17 protein-coding genes are annotated in these 15,244 nt (G+C 73.3%); 6 read left to right on the top strand and 11 right to left on the bottom strand.

From position 1 onward, the window contains the following. Positions 1–55: 55 nt before the first annotated feature. Positions 56–955, bottom strand: a complete 900-nt coding sequence (locus tag AB0924_RS15370; RefSeq protein ID WP_366911627.1) for a class I SAM-dependent methyltransferase — start codon at positions 953–955, stop codon at positions 56–58. Between the two features lie 133 nt (positions 956–1,088). Here AB0924_RS15370 and AB0924_RS15365 point away from each other — a divergent pair, with 133 nt between their 5' ends. The 3 genes from AB0924_RS15365 to AB0924_RS15355 all read left to right on the top strand — a co-directional run bounded on the left by AB0924_RS15365 (position 1,089) and on the right by AB0924_RS15355 (position 3,304). Beyond that, positions 1,089–1,580: a peptidylprolyl isomerase gene (locus AB0924_RS15365; protein WP_358934018.1), complete on the top strand. Its 492-nt coding sequence runs from the start codon at positions 1,089–1,091 to the stop codon at positions 1,578–1,580. Positions 1,581–1,638: 58 nt separating this feature from the next. Next, positions 1,639–2,277 (top strand): hypothetical protein, encoded by a 639-nt coding sequence (locus AB0924_RS15360; protein ID WP_366911626.1) that lies wholly within the window; start codon positions 1,639–1,641, stop codon positions 2,275–2,277. Positions 2,278–2,512: 235 nt separating this feature from the next. Further along, a complete protein-coding gene (locus tag AB0924_RS15355) occupies positions 2,513–3,304 on the top strand; it encodes a ribonuclease BN (RefSeq protein WP_358934014.1) in 792 nt (263 codons plus the stop codon). Between the two features lie 9 nt (positions 3,305–3,313). On the opposite strand, the gene AB0924_RS15350 is transcribed toward AB0924_RS15355, so the two are convergent. Together AB0924_RS15350 and AB0924_RS15345 are read right to left on the bottom strand one after the other, a co-directional pair. After that, positions 3,314–4,195, bottom strand: coding sequence for an NmrA/HSCARG family protein (locus tag AB0924_RS15350; RefSeq protein WP_358934012.1), 882 nt, complete (start codon positions 4,193–4,195; stop codon positions 3,314–3,316). 171 nt (positions 4,196–4,366) lie between these two features. Then, positions 4,367–5,818 (bottom strand): cytosine permease, encoded by a 1,452-nt coding sequence (locus AB0924_RS15345; RefSeq protein ID WP_358934010.1) that lies wholly within the window; start codon positions 5,816–5,818, stop codon positions 4,367–4,369. A gap of 182 nt (positions 5,819–6,000) precedes the next feature. Between AB0924_RS15345 and AB0924_RS15340 the strand changes: the two genes are divergently transcribed. Then, positions 6,001–6,873 carry a serine hydrolase gene (locus tag AB0924_RS15340; protein WP_358934008.1) on the top strand — a complete coding sequence of 291 codons (873 nt, stop codon included), beginning with the start codon at positions 6,001–6,003 and terminating at the stop codon, positions 6,871–6,873. An 87-nt stretch (positions 6,874–6,960) separates the two neighbouring features. On the opposite strand, the gene AB0924_RS15335 is transcribed toward AB0924_RS15340, so the two are convergent. Continuing rightward, positions 6,961–7,872, bottom strand: a complete 912-nt coding sequence (locus AB0924_RS15335) for an NAD-dependent protein deacetylase (protein WP_366911624.1) — start codon at positions 7,870–7,872, stop codon at positions 6,961–6,963. A gap of 101 nt (positions 7,873–7,973) precedes the next feature. Beyond that, a complete protein-coding gene (locus AB0924_RS15330; RefSeq protein WP_358934004.1) occupies positions 7,974–8,687 on the bottom strand; it encodes a DUF4232 domain-containing protein in 714 nt (237 codons plus the stop codon). A gap of 285 nt (positions 8,688–8,972) precedes the next feature. On the opposite strand from AB0924_RS15330, the gene AB0924_RS15325 reads away from it, so the two are divergent. Together AB0924_RS15325 and AB0924_RS15320 are read left to right on the top strand one after the other, a co-directional pair. Then, on the top strand, positions 8,973–10,046 hold the full coding sequence (locus AB0924_RS15325; RefSeq protein WP_358934002.1) for an NAD(+)/NADH kinase: 1,074 nt from the start codon (positions 8,973–8,975) through the stop codon (positions 10,044–10,046). A gap of 103 nt (positions 10,047–10,149) precedes the next feature. Next, positions 10,150–10,728 (top strand): hypothetical protein, encoded by a 579-nt coding sequence (locus tag AB0924_RS15320; RefSeq protein WP_358934142.1) that lies wholly within the window; start codon positions 10,150–10,152, stop codon positions 10,726–10,728. A 25-nt stretch (positions 10,729–10,753) separates the two neighbouring features. Here the strand turns inward: AB0924_RS15320 and AB0924_RS15315 are convergent, their stop codons facing one another. The 6 genes from AB0924_RS15315 to AB0924_RS15290 all read right to left on the bottom strand — a co-directional run bounded on the left by AB0924_RS15315 (position 10,754) and on the right by AB0924_RS15290 (position 15,185). Further along, positions 10,754–10,981, bottom strand: coding sequence for a hypothetical protein (locus tag AB0924_RS15315; RefSeq protein ID WP_358934000.1), 228 nt, complete (start codon positions 10,979–10,981; stop codon positions 10,754–10,756). Then, entirely contained in the window at positions 10,968–11,282 is a 315-nt protein-coding gene (locus AB0924_RS15310; protein ID WP_366911623.1) for a DUF6400 family protein, read from the bottom strand. The genes AB0924_RS15315 and AB0924_RS15310 overlap by 14 nt, the downstream gene beginning before the upstream one ends. Positions 11,283–11,343: 61 nt before the next feature. Next, positions 11,344–12,312 carry a threo-3-hydroxy-L-aspartate ammonia-lyase gene (locus tag AB0924_RS15305; RefSeq protein WP_358933996.1) on the bottom strand — a complete coding sequence of 323 codons (969 nt, stop codon included), beginning with the start codon at positions 12,310–12,312 and terminating at the stop codon, positions 11,344–11,346. A 77-nt stretch (positions 12,313–12,389) separates the two neighbouring features. Then, complete coding sequence (locus AB0924_RS15300; RefSeq protein ID WP_366911622.1) at positions 12,390–13,604, bottom strand: alanine racemase; 1,215 nt, start codon at positions 13,602–13,604, stop codon at positions 12,390–12,392. Between the two features lie 10 nt (positions 13,605–13,614). Beyond that, on the bottom strand, positions 13,615–14,289 hold the full coding sequence (locus AB0924_RS15295; protein WP_366911704.1) for a PAS domain-containing protein: 675 nt from the start codon (positions 14,287–14,289) through the stop codon (positions 13,615–13,617). 110 nt (positions 14,290–14,399) lie between these two features. Further along, positions 14,400–15,185, bottom strand: a complete 786-nt coding sequence (locus tag AB0924_RS15290; RefSeq protein ID WP_366911621.1) for an IclR family transcriptional regulator — start codon at positions 15,183–15,185, stop codon at positions 14,400–14,402. Positions 15,186–15,244 lie beyond the last annotated feature (59 nt).

The raw sequence follows: 15,244 nt of genomic DNA, 5'->3' as shown, positions 1-15,244 counted from the left end.
CCCGAACCCTAGCGTCAAACGCACGTTTCGCGTACGAACCGCGTGCATGGCGCGTTCATCGAGAGGGCCTGTCCGATCCTGGCGTGCGCCAGACGAAGACCTCGGTACCGGGTACACGCGCGGAGAGGCGGCCTTCGGGCGACCGGGACCACAGCAGCCCCCGCAGGTCGGCCTCGAAGGCTCCGAGGCGCTCGCCGAAGAGCCCGGGCGCCGAGGACGACAGGGAGAGGACCCCTGCGACGACGTCGTCCACCTCGCGTTCCAGCGCCTGCCCGCCGGGCACCACATGCCGTTCGGGCCCGAGGAACCCGGCCCGGGCCAGCACCGCCGCCTCACCGCTGGGAGTGCCGCGCGGCAGCACCCCGCGCCCGGCTCGGCGGACCGGGCCCAGGTAGTCCTTGACCAGTTCGACGACGGCCGGGTGGGGCACCGCCGGATACGGCAGGCCCTCGACGCCACGCCGTTCGCTCTTCAGGTCCGACACGCGCAGCAGGGCCCCGCCGGGCACGAGCATCCGGTGCACGGCGGCCGCCACCGGGTCGCGGTCCATCCAGTGGGAGGACTGGGCGAAGGCCGCGACGGTGAACGTCCCGAGGCCCGCCGGCAGGTCCTCGGCCCGCAGCCGTTCCCACCGGACCTTTCCGGCCGCCTCCCCGCCGGCGGCCCGGCGTGCGGCCTCGGCGATCATCCCGGGGTCGGGGTCCACGCCGACCACCTCGGCGAACAGGTGCGACAGGGGCAGCGTCAGCGGGCCGGGTCCGCATCCCACGTCCAGGAGCCGTCCGGTCCCGTCCAGTGCGAGCACCTCGGCCGGCCGCGGCACCAGGGCCGGGGCGTAGGGCAGCCGGCCGCGCTCGTAGTGGACCGCCGTGCCGGCGAACAGGGTCTCGTCCCAGGTCCAGCCCTCGGCCACGACGGCCTCCTCTCCCCCACCGGATCCGTCCGGGGCGATCATGCCACGGCGCGTGTTCCGGTAGGGTTCCCTCAGGCGCCGGCAGTCCGAGTCGCCTCGGCCGCCGGCTACGACACCGGCGTCCAGGCGGACCCTTCCGCGCGCCGGGACGCCGCTCGACGGTAGGTTGATCGCCATGAGTGACAACGTGTACTTCGACATCACGATCAACGACGAGCCGGCCGGCCGGATCGTCTTCAAGCTGTTCGACGACGTGGTCCCCAAGACCGCCAGGAACTTCCGCGAGCTGGCCACCGGCCAGAACGGCTTCGGCTACGCCGGTTCCTCGTTCCACCGCGTCATCCCGCAGTTCATGCTGCAGGGCGGCGACTTCACCCGGGGCGACGGCACCGGTGGCAAGAGCATCTACGGCGAGAAGTTCGCGGACGAGAATTTCGACCTCAAGCACGACCGTCCGTACCTGCTGAGCATGGCGAACGCGGGCCGGAACACCAATGGCTCGCAGTTCTTCGTCACCACAGTCGTCACCGACTGGCTCGACGGCAAGCACGTCGTCTTCGGTGAGGTCGTCGAGGGCCAGGACCTGGTGAAGCGCATCGAGTCGCTGGGCAGCCGCAGCGGCACGCCGAGCGCGAAGGTCACGATCGCCGAGAGCGGAACGGTCTAGCGGACGCCGGGACGGACCACCCCCGCCCGATGACGCCGTTCCCGCCCGGCCCGCGCCGATGAGCGGCCGCGCCCGGAACCGGGCCCGGCCCGCTCCGCTGCGCTTCGACGGCTGGATCGCGGGGGTCGGGACGTCGTCCGGGACCCGTCTGGTGGTCGGGCACTGGGTCCGCTCGCCCTTCGGCCCGTTCAGCGACGTGATGCTCGAACGGGCCGACGGCCACCGGCTGCTGCTGGCCCCCACCTCGCGGACGGCGCGGTTCATCAGCAGTACCTACACCTTCGACGAGGTGCGGGTCGTGCCCGTACGGGTGCACGACGAAGACCGCTGCTGGACGGTCGAGGCCGGACCGCTGCTCCGGCTGCGTTTCACCGTCGGGCGGCGCGGAGCAACCGGGCTGCTGCTGAGGGCCGTACCGGGTGCGCTGGCCGCGTCACCTGCCTGGACGGCGGTGACGGATCCGCTCGCCCGTCTGCTGATGGGCGTACGCACGCGCGGGAGCGCCGGCGGGGGCAGACGCGAGTGGTACGGGGCCCACGATCTGCGCGCCCTGACCTCGGCGACGGCCACGTTCGAGGGCCGGGAGCTGGGCGCGCTCGCGCCGGTCGCACCGCCGGTGCGCTTCGGTTTCGGCTCCACTCCCCGCAGGCCCTCCCTCGTACGCGTGACCACCACGGTGCGGGAGACGCACGGCTGACGACGCCCGCGGACCTGCTGGGCCCACGGCTCCCGGCGCGTCCGCCCGGTGTACTCCCCTCGGCCACGGGGACCCGGCAGCCGGCGCCGAGCGTGCTGCCCACCGGAGGGGACCGAGCGGGCCGGCTCCTTTCGTCGGATCATGGCACCAGGGGCTCGACCGGTGCCGCCCGCTCCAGGGGCGACATCACGGCCGTCGGCGACGAGCCCGGGTGCGGCGAGCACGGGAGGGACCCGTGAGGCAGTGGCGGCGCGGCCTCCACCGCGCGTGGGAGTGGCTCGGTGTGCGCGCGCTGTTCCGCCGCGGGCGGGATCTGGAACTGATGCACCGGGCGATGGGGTTCGCCACGCTGTCCCTGGTCACGCTCGCCCCGCTGCTCATCGTGGTCGCCGCCGGCGATCCGCTGGTCCGGGGAGGTTTCGCGTCCTGGCTCACCGACGGCATGGGCCTGTCCGGCCAGTCCGCCGACGCGCTCACCGGCATCATCAGTCCGCCGCGCAAGGTCATCGGCACCACCAGCGTGCTGAGCCTGGTGCTGCTGGCCGTGTTCGGGGTGTCGTTCGCCGGCAGTGTGCAGAACGGCTACGAGCGCGTCTGGGGTCTCGCGGCCGGCCCCTGGCACCGGGTGTGGCGGCAGGCGACCTGGCTCGTGGTGCTGACCGGCTACCTCTACCAGGAGGTGCAGACCCGCCCGGCGCTGCACGGGACGGCGCGGATCGTGGTGTCCGTGCTGAGCGGGGTGCTGTTCTTCTGGTGGGGTCAGCGCTTCCTGCTGGGCGGGCAGGTCAACTGGCGCCGCCTGCTGCCGGGCGCGATCGCCACCGTCGCGGGTCTGGCCGGGCTGCGCGTCTTCTCGTACCTCGTCTTCACCCCGCTCATCGTCACCAACGCGCTGAACTACGGGGCGGTGGGGACGGTGCTGGTGGTCGAGTCCTGGCTGATCGGGGTGGGTTTCGTCGTGTACGGGGGCGCACTGTTCGGCCGCTGGTTCTGCGAGCACCACTGGATGCCGTCCCACGAGGAGTGAGGCTCGCGCTCAGGAGGCGCGGGCGGGCGCGGCGAGCAGGGCCGGCCAGTCCTGGACGGCGGCCCAGTCGGCGAAGGTGTGCCAGCCGACCTCGGCATGGGCGCGGCGCAGGGCGGCGACGTCGACGTCGAGGCCGGTGGTGCCGAAGTATTCGAACATCGCCGCGAGGTCGTGCGAATGGGTGCGGACCTGGGCCAGGGGCACCTCGTGGTGCCCGACCGGGAGGCCGGTGACGGCGGTCAGCACCGCGGCGATCCCGGCGGCGGTGAGTTCGTCGGAGGCGATGTCGATCCGGCGGCCGCTGAACTCCGCGCGGCGTGTCAGGGCCAGGGCCGCGAAGGCGCCGATGTCCTCGGCGGGGATGAGCGTCAGGGGGCGGTCGGCCGCCATGGGCCAGGCGAAGGTGTTCTCGCGCAGGCCCTCCAGCGTCCAGCCGGAGGCGAAGTTGTCCATGAAGGCCGCCGGGGCCACGACCGTCCAGGCAACGCCCGTCGTCCGCAAGGCGCGCTCGATCTCGGCCTTGCTGTCGTAGTGCGGTATGCCCGTGCGGCGGTCGGCGTGCGCCGCCGAGGTGAACACGATGTGCCCGAGACGGGCGTCCGCCGCCGCGTCCAGCAGGGTCCTGCCCTGGCGCACCTCGGTCGCGGTGTCCGTGCCGAACGGGGTCGTCACCGCGAAGAGGGAGTCGGCGCCGGCGAGGGCCGCGTCCAGGGAGGGGCGGTCGTCGAAGTCGGCGCGGCGGACGTCGGCGCCGAGCCGGCGCAGGGCCTCGGCCGTCGGTGCGGCCGGGTCACGGGTGAGGGCGCGGACATGGTGTCCGGCCGTGAGCAGCGCGCGGGCGGTGGCACCGCCCTGGGCGCCGGTCGCACCGGTGACAGCGATGGTGAGCATGACGGGGCTCCTCGGGAAAGGGAATCGGGTTCCAGGGGTGGGCGCGGGCGGCGCGCGGCGAACACTGCGCGGCACACTGGTTGCGCCACGCAGAAACATACCCTGATTCTCCTGCGTCGCGCAGGTAGATAATCGCGGCGACCGAAGCCTTCCACCCCGAGGCGCGGACCCTCAGGGCTCGCGGTGTTCGTGTGCCGCCCGTTCCAGAGCCTCCGCCTCGGCCTCGGCCAGGCGGGTCTCGGCCTCCACGTCGACGGAGCGCGTCAGCCACCAGTACAGGAGCGCGGAGACCGGCAGCCCGATGAACAGGGAGATGTCGGCTCCGCCGAGCGCTTCGGCGGCGGGACCGACGAACAGCTTCCCGACGGAGAAGAACGGGACCATGACGGCGAAGCCGACCAGATAGGCGATGATGCCGTGCCACCCCCAACGGCCGTAGATGCCGCGCGGGTTGAAGATCTCCGCGATGGCGTAGTGGCCGCGGCGCACGACGTAGTAGTCCATGAGGTTCACCGCGGTCCACGGGATGAACAGGTAGAGCACCAGCAGCAGGAAGTCGTTGAAGTTCTCGAGGAAGTGGGCGGTCGCGGCGAGCGCGCCGACCAGCGAGAGCGCCGCGGTCAGCCCGATGGTCACCAGCCGTACGCCCAGGGTGGGCCGCACCCGCCGGATGGAGTCCAGGCCGCTGATGAGGGTCAGTGAACCGCCGTACATGTTCAGCGCGGTGACGGAGATGAGCCCCAGGGAGGCGAAGAGCAGCACGATCGCGCCGAACCCGTCGAACACCATGTCGCCGGCGGCGTTGATGGACCGGATCGTCTCGAAGTCCTTGCCGGCCCAGGCGGCCAGCAGTGCGCCGAGCACCATCAGCCAGATGCCGCCGAGCGCGGAGCCGAAGTAGGTCCAGTAGAAGGTCTTGCGGACCGTCACGTCCGGCGGCAGGTAGCGGGAGTAGTCCGAGACGTAGATGGCCCAGCTGATCTGGTAGCCGGCGACCACGCCGAACTGGGCGAGGAACGGGGTCCACCGGAAGCCGCCGAGGTCGAAGGAGCCCGCCGGATAGTGCAGGGAGACCAGGACACCGACGGTGAAGACGCCGAAGACGACGAGGAAGGTGTAGGTCAGGAAGCGTTCGGCCTTGTGGATGATGTCGTAGCCCACCAGCGCGACGACCAGCGCGACCGCGGTGACCACGACCACCCACAGCTTGACGCCTCCGTGCAGCGTGGTGTGCAGGGCCTCGGCGGCGAGGATGCTGTTGAAGACGTTGAATCCCGCGTACTGCACGTAGGCGAAGAGCCACACCAGGAGGGCGCCGACGTAGCCGAACTGGGGCCGCGACTGGATCATCTGCGGCAGGCCGAGCTGGGGGCCCTGGGCCGAGTGGAAGGCCATGAAGAAGGTGCCGATGACGGTGCCGGCGACGATGGCCAGCAGCGACCAGAGCAGGTTGCCGCCCTCGGTGATGCTGATCAGCCCCACCGCCAGGGTGGCGATCGTCGCGTTGGACATGAACCACAGCGGACCCAGGTGCCAGAGCTTGCCGTGCCGCTCGTCCAGGGGCACGTAGTCGATGGACCGGACCTCCAGCCCGGACACCCTGGACTCGCCTGATGTGCTCATGACGCCTCCCGGGCCCGGTCACGTCTCCCTGATCTCATTCTGCGCCCACCAGGACCTGTTGCTCTGCTCACATATCGCCCTGAAAGGGCCTTTTCGTGGCAGCGGTCACTTCACGAAGCGGGCGTTCTGGCTACGTTCGCAAAGTCCGTGTCCTGTTCCCCGCACCGCCGAGGCCTGCCACCATGCCGTTTCGAACCTCCCCGTTCCCGCGTCCGGGCAAGCGCGCGGCCGCCTGCGGCGCGCTCGCGGCCGCCGCGGCGACGCTGCTGACGTCCGCCGCCTCGGCGGCGCCCGCTGCCGGGCGGGCCGCCGCCGGCCCGGCGGACTTCCCCGCGTCGGTGGGGGCGCACGGCAAGGCACGAGTGAGCGCCGCGGTCCTCGATCTGGACCGTCCGGGCCACGCGCCCGCCGTGTTCGGCGAGGGCACCCCCTACGACACGGCCAGCATCGTCAAGGTCGACATCCTCGCCGCGCTGCTGCTCAAGGCACAGGACTCGGGGCGCGCCCTGACCGCCGAGGAGCGCGCGCAGGCCAAGAAGATGATCGAGCACAGCGACAACGCGGCGGCGAACGCCCTGTGGCGGCGCATCGGCCTCGCCCCGGGCCTCAAGGCGGCGAACAAGCGGCTGGGGCTGACCGAGACCAAGGGCGGCCCCGGCGGCAAGTGGGGGCTGACCCGGACCACGTCCGCCGACCAGATACGGCTGCTGCGCGCGGTGTTCGACAGCGGGCAGGCCACGAAGAAGGGCTCCCGGCCGGCGCTCGACGCGGCGCCCCGCGCCTACATCCGCTCGCTGATGAGCCATGTCGCCGACGACCAGTCCTGGGGCGTCTCGGCGGCCGGCCGCTCCGGGTGGGCCCTGAAGAACGGCTGGCTGCAGCGCGACACGACCGACCTGTGGGACGTCAACAGCGTCGGCCGGATCACGGCCGGCGGGCACCACTACCTCGTCGCGGTCCTGTCCGACGGCAACAAGACGATGAAGGACGGCGTCTCGCTGGTGGAACGGGCGGCCCGGACCGCCGTGTCCACCACGACGGCCCGCGCTTCCTAGGACACGGCGCGGCCTGGGTGTTTGGGGCCCGGGGGTGACCCGTCGGGCGCCGCGGGCGCTGTGGCGCCCGCGGCCGTGCCCGGCGGCTCAGGGCTTCGCCAAGTCCTCGGCCTGCCCGTCGACGGGGATGCCGAGCCGCCCCGCCACCCTGGTCAGGGCCGCTCCCAGGGGGAGCGCCACGCGGCTGCGGGCGTGGCGGTCGCCCCGGGTGGCGTCCCGGTTGATGATCAGCACCGGCTTCCCGGACCGGGCCGCCTGACGGACGAACCGGAGGCCGGACATCACCGTCAGGGAGGAGCCGAGGACCAGCAGCGAGGCGGCCTCGCGGACCAGGGTGCGGCAGTGCTCGACCCGCTCCGGCGGAACGGCCTCGCCGAAGAACACGACGTCCGGTTTGAGGATGCCGTCGCAGACCGCGCAGGGCAGGACGCGGAAGTCGCCGACCTGGTCGTCGGTCAGGTCGGCGTCTCCGTCCGGGTTGATGCCGGCGGCCACCGGATCGAAGCCCGGGTTGGCCTCCTCCAGGCGCCGGGCGAGTTCGCGGCGCGGGCTGAACGTGCCGCAGGTGAGGCAGACGACCCGGTCGAGGCTGCCGTGGAGTTCCACGACGTTCCCGGTCCCGGCGGCCTGGTGCAGACGGTCGACGTTCTGGGTGATCACGCCCGAGAGCAGGCCGTGCCGTTCGAAGGCGGCCACGGCCCGGTGCCCGGCGTTGGACCGCGCGCGGCCGAAGGTGCGCCAGCCGAGGTGGCTGCGCGCCCAGTACCTGCGCCTGGCCTGGGCGTCGCCGGTGAACTCCTGGTAGGTCATCGGGGTGTGCCGGCTCAGGCTGCCGCCCTCGCCCCGGTAGTCGGGGATGCCCGATTCCGTGGAGATGCCGGCACCGCTGAGCACCAGCACACCGCCGGTGCTCAGCGCGTCGGCGACCGGTTCCAGGTCCGTGGTGCCCGGCGGCAGGTCCTCCGCGGGGGTCCAGCTCAGGGTGGGGCGCATGCGCATGCGGCCAGGGTACGGAACCGGCCGCCGCGGCCCGCTCCCGCGCCGGCCGCCGGGGGCCTCGGCCGTGCCGCGGGGAAACGGACGGCGCGGCGGGGACGCGGTCAGACCGGCTGGACGGACGCCACCGCGGTCGCCGTGACCTTGTTGTCGCACTCGGCGAACACCCCGTCGTCCAGCGCGACCTGGTGCGCTCCCGCACCGGGCAGGCCGACCACCAGCGTCGGGTAGGCGGCGGGCTTCGCACCGGAGGCGCAGTAGCCGTCGCCCTCGCCCTGCACCTGTACGAAGGTCAGCTTCGCCCACGCCTTGCCGCCCGGTGCGAGCCGCACGCTCGACGCGGTGCCCTGCGGGGTGACCGACAGCGGGGTGTTGTGCTCGGGCGAGCCGTTGCCCGCCCCGGCCACCGAGGGGTGGCCCCGCAGCACACAGGCCCCGCCGGAGACGTTGGTGAACTCCACGACCGCCGCACCGGTGCCCGTGCCGTCCGGGCGGTCGGCGGCCTGATAGGCCCTGGTCTTCAGGGCCGTCGCCGGGCACGGCGGCGCGGGCTTCGCCGAGGTGCGGGACACCGGCGAGGCGGGAGCCGCGGTGGCGGCCGGCGTGCCGCCGCCGGCGGGCCGGGAGGCCGCGGGCGCCGGGCTCGTGGGCGTCGAGGCGGTTCCGGCGGACGCGGTGGGGGAGGCGGCGGACGTCGCCGGTGTCCGGGACGCCCCGGCGGCCGGCTCGTCGCCGCCGGACTGGCATGCCGTCAGTGACAGGGCGGCCGCGATGACGGCGGCGGATGTGGTGACCCGGACGGTGCTGCGGTACGGCATGGGATCCCCCGATGGTTCGAAGTGCTCAGGTCGCCCGGCTCGGCGCCGGTGCTCACCCACCCAGACAGAGCGGCCTGAGCAGGGGTTCCGAGCCGCTCCACCTGTGACACGGCGGTGACGGTAACGGGGTCGGATCGGCACGGAACCCGGCCCGGGGAGCCGCCCGGCACCGGGTGCGCGGACCGGCCGCGCCCCGGAGGGCCGGGCCATGGCCGGCTTGCGCGGGAGGTGCCCGCCGGGAATCCCGGCGAGGATGGACTCCTGGGCGACCGCTGGGAGGCGGGTATGACGGTGAACCGTGTCGGCCTGGTCGTGCACGGCGGACGGGCGGAGGCCGTGGCCGCCGCGCGCGCCGCGCGAGAGTGGTGCGCCGAGCACACCGTGACCTGTGCCGACATCGACGTGTGGCAGGAGGGCGAGCGGCACAGTGCCCGGGAGGAGATGGACTCGGCCGGCGATCCGGACCTGATCGTCACCCTGGGCGGCGACGGGACGTTCCTGCGCGGTGCCCGGCTGGCGGCCGCGAACGACGCCATGGTGCTGGGCGTCGACCTCGGGCGGGTGGGTTTCCTGACGGAGGTGCCCGTCCCGGCGGTGCGCGCCGCGCTGGACGCCGTACGGGAGGAGCGGATCACGGTCGAGAGCCGTATGCTGCTCACCCTGCGGGCCTCGTGCCGGCTGGAGGTGCCCGAGCACATGGAGGCGCTGGTGCGCTACGGCCGCGGTCCCATGCTGCCGCCGCCCCGGGTGCGCGCGGAGTGCGAGATCGGTGACGACTGGGGCGTCGCCCTGAACGTCGTCGCGCTGAACGACGTGGTGCTGGAGAAGCTGACCCGGGACCGGCAGGTGTCGGTGGGCGTCTATCTCGCCGGCCGGCTGCTCGCCGCCTACTCCGCCGACGCGCTGCTGGTGGCCACGCCCACGGGGTCGACGGCGTACAGCTTCGCCGCGGGCGGTCCGGTGGTCTCGCCCCGCGCGGAGGGCCTGATCTTCACCCCCGTCGCCCCGCACATGGCGTTCAACCGCTCGGTCGTGGCCGCTCCGGACGAGCCCGTCGCGCTGCGCGTGCTGGAACGGTCCGGGCCGGCCGCCGTCAGCATCGACGGCCAGGTGCGCGGGGTGCTGAACCCCGGGGACTGGATCGGTGTGTACGCCGCCCCCCGCCGGCTCAAGGCGGTCCGGCTCGGCCCGATGGACTTCTACGGCCGGCTGCGCGAGCGCATGAACCTCACCGACGCTCCCGCCGCGCTCGCCGACGGCGATTCCGCTCCCCTGTGGCCGGTGACGACACCGCCGCCGGGCGATCTCGCGCACCTCGCGCTGCCCACCGCCCCGCACCGGACGCCACCCGTGTCCTGAGTCCTGACGGGACGCGCGACAGTTTCCCCCTCTCCCCGTGCAACCATTCGCCATATCCGCATGTCTCATCCCATAACAGCATGGCGTGACCAAGGGGGACATCATGCGGAGAACAGGGGTAATAGCGACAGCTCTCGTCCTGGCGGGTGCCGGACTGGGCGGCGTGGCGACGGCCGCGGACGCGGCTCCGGCGGCCGCCGCGCGGGCCACGGCCTGTCCGACCGGCTGGGGCAGCGGAGCCAAGGGCGGTACGGCCACCGGGGCGGTGCCGCTGAAGAACATCAGGACCGGCCGGCACGACTGCTACGACCGCATGGTGTTCGACGTGCCGGGCGGCGGCCGTACCGTCGGCTACTACGTCCGGTACGTGGACCGGCTCCGGCAGAGCGCCACCGGGCACACGATCCCGGTCGGCGGCGGGGCCGTGCTGGACGTCCATGTCGGCGCGCCGAGCTACGACCCGGCGACCGGCGCGGTCACGTACCCGGGGCGGGTGGGCCGCACCCTGCCGGGCGTGAATGTCCACGGGTACCGCACCTTCCGGGACACCCGGTTCGCCGGCAGCTTCGAGGGCGAGACGCAGGTGGGTCTCGGCGTACGGGCCCGGCTGCCGTTCCGGGTCCAGCAGGTGTCGGGCCATCTGGTCGTCGACGTGGCCCACAACTGGACCGGCGGCCGCTGAGCGGATCCGCGGGTCCCGGCCCGTGTCACGTCTGGGAGCGGGTGGCGCCGAAGTGCGTCTCGTGGTTCCAGACGTGGCGGCAGGACGGGCACTGCAGATGCAGCAGGCTGCCGGTGTTGGAGAGCAGGTAGCGCCAGTGCCCGCGGCACGGGCGCCCCTGCTCGCAGGTGGCGCAGCCGCGGCGGTCGTCGCAGTTCGGGCAGGCCACCCAGGCGCGACGGGCGATGTCGGCCTGCGGATCAAGCGGCAGCATCGCCGCCGCCGCGCCGCGGCAGCACACCGGCCGCGATCAGCTCCTCGTACAGCTGCTGCTGTTCGTCGTCGAGGCCGGAGTACAGCAGGTCGTACGCCGCCTGCTCGCCGTGCAGCGCCGCGACGGGGTCCCAGCCGGCGCCCAGGGCGGCCACGGTGTGCGTGCGCCGGAGCATCTCGTGGGAGCTGAGGTCGACGGTGAACTCGACCGGCTCGGCGGTGCCGGGCCGGTCCGCCGGGGACTTGCCCGCCGCGACGGGTTCGTCCGGTTCGCCAGGAATGATGGGGCCATGGGTGGACATGCGTCCGAACGTAGGTACCTGTCGGCCGCCGCGGCAAGAGCAGGTGGGAGAAGTCACAGGGTCAGCGGGCGAGCAGTCCGGCGAACCTCTCGGTGTCGATGTTGCCGCCGGAGGCGATGACGCCGATCCGCCGCGGCGGGTTCTCGACGCGCCCGGCCATCAGGGCCGCCAGGGCGCTCGCGCCGCTCGGTTCGAGGACGATCTTCAGGCGTTCGAAGGCGAACCGCATGGCGCGGACGATCTCCTCGTCGCTGACGACACAGACGGCGTCGACGAGGCGCTGGTTGATCGGGAAGGTGATCTCGCCGGGCGTGGCCAGGGCCTGGCCGTCGGCGATGGTGCGGGGCACGGGGATGGTGACGCGCGCGCCACTGGCCAGGGAGAGCCGGGTGTCGTCGCCCGCCTCCGGCTCCACGCCGATCACGCGGATGCCGGGGTGCAGCGCCTTGGCCGCGGTCGCGCTGCCGGCGATGAGGCCGCCGCCGCCTACCGGCACCAGGAGGGCGTCGAGTTCTCCCGTGTCCTCCAGGAGTTCGAGGGCCGCGGTGCCCTGGCCGGCGATGACGTGCGGGTGGTCGTAGGGCGGGATCAGGGCCAGGCCGCGGTCCTCGGCCAGGGCTTCGCCGAGCGCGGTGCGGTCCTGCGCGTAGCGGTCGTAGGTGACGACCTCGGCGCCGTATCCGGCGGTGGCCGCCAGCTTGGAGCGGGGGGCGTCCTCGGGCATCAGGATGACGGCGCTGGTGCCCAGTTCACGGGCGGCCAGCGCGGTCGCCTGGGCGTGGTTGCCGGAGGAGTAGGCGGCGATGCCCTTGGCGAGCTGCTCGGGCGAGAGCTGGGCGGCGGCGTTGTAGGCGCCGCGGAACTTGAAGGCGCCGACCCGCTGGAAGTTCTCGCACTTGACGAACACCTCGGCGCCGACGGCCGAGTTCAGCGTGCGGGAGGTGAGGACGGGGGTGCGGTGGGCGATGCCCCGGAGGCGTGCTGCGGCTGCCCGGACGTCGTCGAACGATACGGGTGATGCGGCGGCCATGCTGGTTCCTTACGGCAGGAGGGGTCGGGGGTGACGGGCTGGGCGGTGGCCGGTGGAGGCGGCCGGCGGGGTGCGGGTCACCAGCCGGCGACGCGGTTCCAGACCGCCTGGACCGCGGGCGCGGGCCGGGCGGGCCGGGTGCCGTCGACGACGTGGTAACCGTGGTGCTGGGCGGCGGTGGCGCAGGCGTGGTTGGGCAGGACGCGCAGGCGGGTGCCGATGGGCAGGTCGGGCAGGCGGGCGCCGTCGCGGGCGGTGAGGGTGCCGTGCTCCTGGCTGGCGGCGGTCATGACGAGCCCTGGGACGAGCCGTCCGTCGAGGTCGGCGACCAGTCCGTAGCCCTGGTCCTGGGGCTGGGCGGAGGTGCCGCGGTCCCGGGACATGGCCATCCAGCCGCCGTCGGTGAGGATCCAGCCGAACTCGGGGCGGTGGCCGATGACGGTGACCACGACCGACAGGGCGAGGTCGTCCAGGTCGCAGACGCCGAGACCGGCCATGACGAGATCGAAGAAGACGTAATTCCCGGCGCGCAGTTCGGTGACGCCGGTGAGGTCCTCGGCGGCGTGGGCGGTGGGGGTGGAGCCGACGCTGACGACGGGCACGGGCAGGCCGGCGGCGCGCAGCCGCCCGGCCGCCGTGACGGCGGCGTCGCGTTCCCGCTCCGCCGCCCGGCGCCGCTCCTCGGCGGTGTGGGCGAAGTAGGACTCCCCCGCGTGGGTCAGGACTCCGTCGAGGCAGCCCGCTTCGTGCAGGACGCGGCCGATGCCGACGAGTTCCGGCGCGTCGGGGCGCAGGCCGCCGCGGTGGCCGTCGCAGTCGATCTCGATCTGGGCGGGGACGGCGATGCCCGCCTCTCTGGCCGCTTCGGCCACGGACGCCGCCTGTGCGGCGCTGTCGAGCAGCACGCGCAGGGTGACGCCGCGGCGCAGCAGGGCGAGCACCCGGGGCAGCTTGTGCGGGTCGACGCCGACGGCGTAGGTGATGTCGGTGTGGCCGCCGTCGGCGAACGCCTCGGCCTCGGCGAGGGTGGAGACGGTGACGGGGCCGCGTGTGCCGTCGTGCAGGAGCGCGGCGACGTCGAGGCTCTTGGCCGTCTTGACGTGCGGGCGCAGGGTGACGCCGAGGCGGTCGGCGCGCCGGGCGAGCCGCTCGATATTGCGCCGCACCCGGTGCGCGTCGACGACCGCGAACGGGGTGTCGGGGTCGGCCAGGGTCCGGGCGGGGGCGGTGGGCGGGGTGGTGGTCAGAAGCTGATGTCCATCTTCGGGCAGACGGCGGTCCGCGGCGGTCATGGGCGGCCTCTCACCTGGTGTAGTTGTAGACGGTGGCGCGGGACACGCCGAGCAGGTCGGCGATGGTCCGGGCGGCGTCACGCGAGTCGAAGTACCCCTCCGCGTGCAGGTGCCGTACGAGCGCCTTCTTGGCGTCCCGGCTCAGCGAGCGTGGTGTCCCGCCGCGCTCGGCGGCGAGCGCCTCGACCGCCCGGCGCAGCGCGCGGGCGTTCCGGTCCCGCAGTGTCTCCAGCGGCTGCTCGCGGTGTTCGGTGCCGGTGGCGACGAGGTTGGCCAGGGCGAGCGTGACGGGTGAGAGCACGGAGACGTCGAGGTTCAGGCAGAGGGCGGCGATGTAGTCGCCGGCGCTGTTCCTGATACCGATCGAGGTGCTCTTCGCCGGGCGGCCGTCGGGGAACCGGTTGGGGTAGTTCTGGATGACGCTTGGGTACTCCGGGTCGGCGATCCGGGCCAGACCCAGTTCGGTCGCGGAGTCCCCGGTCCGGCGGCCCGAGAGGTTGTTCTCGATCGCCCGGATGGCGTGCCGTGGGTCGCGCAGGTCGTGCAGGACCACTTCGCACAGGCCGGGGAACATGCGCCCGAGGGCGACGGCGATCTTCTCCGCCTCACCGATGAGGTGTTCGTCCGCCGCGGCGGCCGCGGACGCCGCCGCGCCGGTGCGGTGGTCCGGCTCCGCGCCGTCCATGACGTGGTCCATCGGCGTCCACCTCGGAATCTGGACTGAGAATCCAACTCTGGACAGGAAGACTAACCCGGGGTCTCACCGCCGTCCAGAGCCGGATGGCCGCGCCCGGCTCAGCGGGCGGGCAGGCGGACCCCCAGCTCCGCGGCGGCCGCCCGCAGCACGGGGACGAAGGCGACCAGGTCGTCCACGCCGCGCCGGAACGCGGGGGCGGCGGTGGACAGAGCGCCGTAGAGGCCGCCGTCCGGGCGCAGGATCGGGACGGCCACGGCGCGCAGCCCGGCGTGGTGCTCCTCGTCGACGGTGGCGTAGCCGAGGTCGGCGGCGCGGGCGACCTCCGCGCGCAGGACGTCGCGGTCGGTGACGCTGTTCGGCCCGTGCGGTGTCAGCTCGACGCGGTCCAGCAGGTCGGCGCGTACGTCGTCGGGGGCGAAGGCCATCAGCACCTTGCCCATCGAGGTGCAGTGCAGCGGTCCGTGCCGGCCCGGCTCGCTGCGGACGCCGACCGGCAGGGGTCCGTCGACGTAGTGCACGTACAGGTGGCGCGTGCCGTCGAGCACCGACATCAGGGTGGCCTCCTCGGTCTGCCGGGTCACGCGCCGCATGACGGGCAGGGCGGTGCCGGCGAACCCGTGGGCCCGCCCCGCCTGCTGGCCGAGCTGGAACAGTCTGAGGCCCGGCTTGTAGCGCTTGCCGTCGGGCTCGAACTCCACCAGGCCCTCGCGGCGCAGCGTGCCGAGCAGCCGGTGGGCCGTACTGACCGGGACGCCGCTCTCGCGGGCCAGCGCGGACAGGGTGCTGCCGTGTGCGTGCTCGCCGACCAGGACGAGCAGCCGGATCGCCCGGCCCACGACGTCCGCCGGGGCCGTACTGGAGTCGCTGGAGTCACTGGAGGTCACAGAGGCAAAATATCCGACTCTCCACTGAGCGGAAAGCGATTTCATTCAGTGGTTGACAT

The sequence above is a fragment of the Streptomyces sp. NPDC047869 genome, assembly GCF_040704065.1.
Classification (GTDB): Bacteria; Actinomycetota; Actinomycetes; order Streptomycetales; family Streptomycetaceae; genus Streptomyces.
The sequence above is the reverse complement of the archived record's forward strand: the minus strand, read 5'-3'. Positions and strand labels throughout refer to the sequence as shown.